Source organism: Micromonospora sp. NPDC005194 (assembly GCF_040608335.1).
Lineage (GTDB): Bacteria > Actinomycetota > Actinomycetes > Mycobacteriales > Micromonosporaceae > Micromonospora.
The window spans coordinates 1-3078 of record NZ_JBEXIA010000083.1; the positions used below are offsets into that span (position 1 = coordinate 1).

The window sequence follows — 3078 nt, forward strand, 5'->3', positions numbered from 1 at the left end:
GGGTTTGGTGTGGGGCGGATCGGGTTGTGGGTTGGTCGTTTGTTGAGAATTGCACAGTGGACGCGAGCATCTTTGTGGTCAAGTTGTCAAGGGCGAACGGTGAATGCCTTGGCACCAGGAGCCGATGAAGGACGTGGGAGGCCGCGATAGGCCTGGGGGAGCTGTCAACCAAGCTGTGATCCCAGGGTGTCCGAATGGGGAAACCTGGCACCAGTCATGTGGTGTCACCCACACCTGAACACATAGGGTGTGTGGAGGGAACGCGGGGAAGTGAAACATCTCAGTACCCGTAGGAAGAGAAAACAAATAGTGATTCCGTGAGTAGTGGCGAGCGAAAGCGGATTGAGGCTAAACCGGCTGCGTGTGATACCTGTCAGGGGTTGCGTGGTCGGGGTTGTGGGACCCTACTGAACAAGCTGACACTTGTTCGAGGAGTTACAAAGTCAGTGGCTAGTCGAACAGTCTGGAATGGCTGACCGTAGACGGTGAAAGTCCGGTAGGTGAAAGTTGCTGACCTTCTGTGGGTGTTCCCGAGTAGCGGCGGACCCCTGAAATCTGCCGTGAATCTGCCAGGACCACCTGGTAAGCCTAAATACTTCCTGGTGACCGATAGCGGACGAGTACCGTGAGGGAATGGTGAAAAGTACCCCGGGAGGGGAGTGAAATAGTACCTGAAACCGTTCGCCTACAATCCGTCGGAGCCTTGCGGGGTGACGGCGTGCCTTTTGAAGAATGAGCCTGCGAGTTAGTGGCATGTGGCGAGGTTAACCCGTGTGGGGGAGCCGTAGCGAAAGCGAGTCTGAATAGGGCGATTCAGTCGCGTGTCCTAGACCCGAAGCGGAGTGATCTAGCCATGGGCAGGCTGAAGCGCGGGTAAGACCGCGTGGAGGGCCGAACCCACCAACGTTGAAAAGTTGGGGGATGACCTGTGGTTAGGGGTGAAAGGCCAATCAAACTCCGTGATAGCTGGTTCTCCCCGAAATGCATTTAGGTGCAGCGTCGCGTGTTTCTTGCCGGAGGTAGAGCACTGGATGGTCTAGGGGGCCCACAAGCTTACCGAAACCAGCCAAACTCCGAATGCCGGTAAGTGAGAGCGCGGCAGTGAGACTGCGGGGGATAAGCTTCGTAGTCGAGAGGGAAACAGCCCAGATCACCAGCTAAGGCCCCTAAGCGTGTGCTAAGTGGAAAAGGATGTGGGGTCGCATAGACAACCAGGAGGTTGGCTTAGAAGCAGCCACCCTTTAAAGAGTGCGTAATAGCTCACTGGTCAAGTGGTTCCGCGCCGACAATGTAGCGGGGCTCAAGCACACCGCCGAAGCTGTGGCATTCACATTTTAACCTCGCTTGGACTTGATTCCTTGTGCAGGTGTGTGGATGGGTAGGGGAGCGTCGTGCCGCGAGTGAAGCAGCGGGGTGACCCAGTTGTGGACGCGGCACGAGTGAGAATGCAGGCATGAGTAGCGAAAGAAGGGTGAGAAACCCTTCCGCCGGATGACCAAGGGTTCCAGGGCCAGGCTAATCCGCCCTGGGTGAGTCGGGACCTAAGGCGAGGCCGAGAGGCGTAGTCGATGGACAACGGGTTGATATTCCCGTACCCGCGAAAGAGCGTCCCTGATGAACCTCGTTGTGCTAACCACCCAAACCAGCCGCGACCTTCGGGTCAAAGCTGGGGAGCGTGGGAACCTGATGGGTAGTAGTCAAGCGATGGGGTGACGCAGGAAGGTAGCTGAGCCCGGCCGGTGGTTGTGCCGGGGTAAGCGTGTAGGCCGTGTCGTAGGCAAATCCGCGACACACTAGGGCTGAGACGTGATGCCGAGCCGATTCAGGTGAAGTCAGTGATCCTATGCTGCCGAGAAAAGCCTCTAGCGAGTTCTTAGCGGCCCGTACCCCAAACCGACACAGGTGGTCAGGTAGAGAATACCGAGGCGATCGGGCGAACTGTGGTTAAGGAACTCGGCAAATTGCCCCCGTAACTTAGGGAGAAGGGGGGCCGGAGACGTGAAGCCCCGCGCGGGTGGAGCGTTGTATGGCCGCAGAGAGCAGGGGGAAGCGACTGTTTACTAAAAACACAGGTCCATGCGAAGAAGTAATTCGATGTATATGGACTGACGCCTGCCCGGTGCTGGAACGTTAAGGGGACCTGTTAGCTCTTCGGGGCGAAGCGGAGAACTTAAGCGCCAGTAAACGGCGGTGGTAACTATAACCATCCTAAGGTAGCGAAATTCCTTGTCGGGTAAGTTCCGACCTGCACGAATGGCGTAACGACTTCCCCACTGTCTCAACCACAGGCCCGGCGAAATTGCAGTACGAGTAAAGATGCTCGTTACGCGCGGCAGGACGGAAAGACCCCGGGACCTTTACTATAGCTTGACATTGGTACTCGAATTAGCTTGTGTAGGATAGGTGGGAGCCGGTGAAGTCCATACGCCAGTATGGGTGGAGGCAATCTTGAAATACCACTCTGGTTGATTTGGGTATCTAACTTCGGACCGTTATCCGGTTCAGGGACAGTGTCTGGTGGGTAGTTTAACTGGGGCGGTTGCCTCCTAAAGGGTAACGGAGGCGCCCAAAGGTTCCCTCAGCCTGGTTGGCAATCAGGTGTTGAGTGCAAGTACACAAGGGAGCTTGACTGTGAGACTGACAGGTCGAGCAGGGACGAAAGTCGGGACTAGTGATCCGGCACTTGCGAGTGGAAGCGGTGTCGCTCAACGGATAAAAGGTACCCCGGGGATAACAGGCTGATCTTCCCCAAGAGTCCATATCGACGGGATGGTTTGGCACCTCGATGTCGGCTCGTCGCATCCTGGGGCTGTAGCAGGTCCCAAGGGTTGGGCTGTTCGCCCATTAAAGCGGTACGCGAGCTGGGTTTAGAACGTCGTGAGACAGTTCGGTCCCTATCCGCCGTGCGCGTAGGATACTTGAGAAGGGCTGTCCCTAGTACGAGAGGACCGGGACGGACGAACCTCTGGTGTGCCAGTTGTCCCGCCAGGGGCACGGCTGGTTAGCTACGTTCGGAAGGGATAACCGCTGAAAGCATCTAAGCGGGAAGCCTGCTTCAAGATGAGGTATCCCACCCAC

At 56.8% G+C, this 3078-nt stretch carries 1 rRNA gene; it reads left to right on the top strand.

The features are described from left to right. Positions 1–76: 76 nt before the first annotated feature. Positions 77–3078: ribosomal RNA gene (locus ABZU53_RS31665) — 23S ribosomal RNA — on the top strand; the annotation flags it as partial.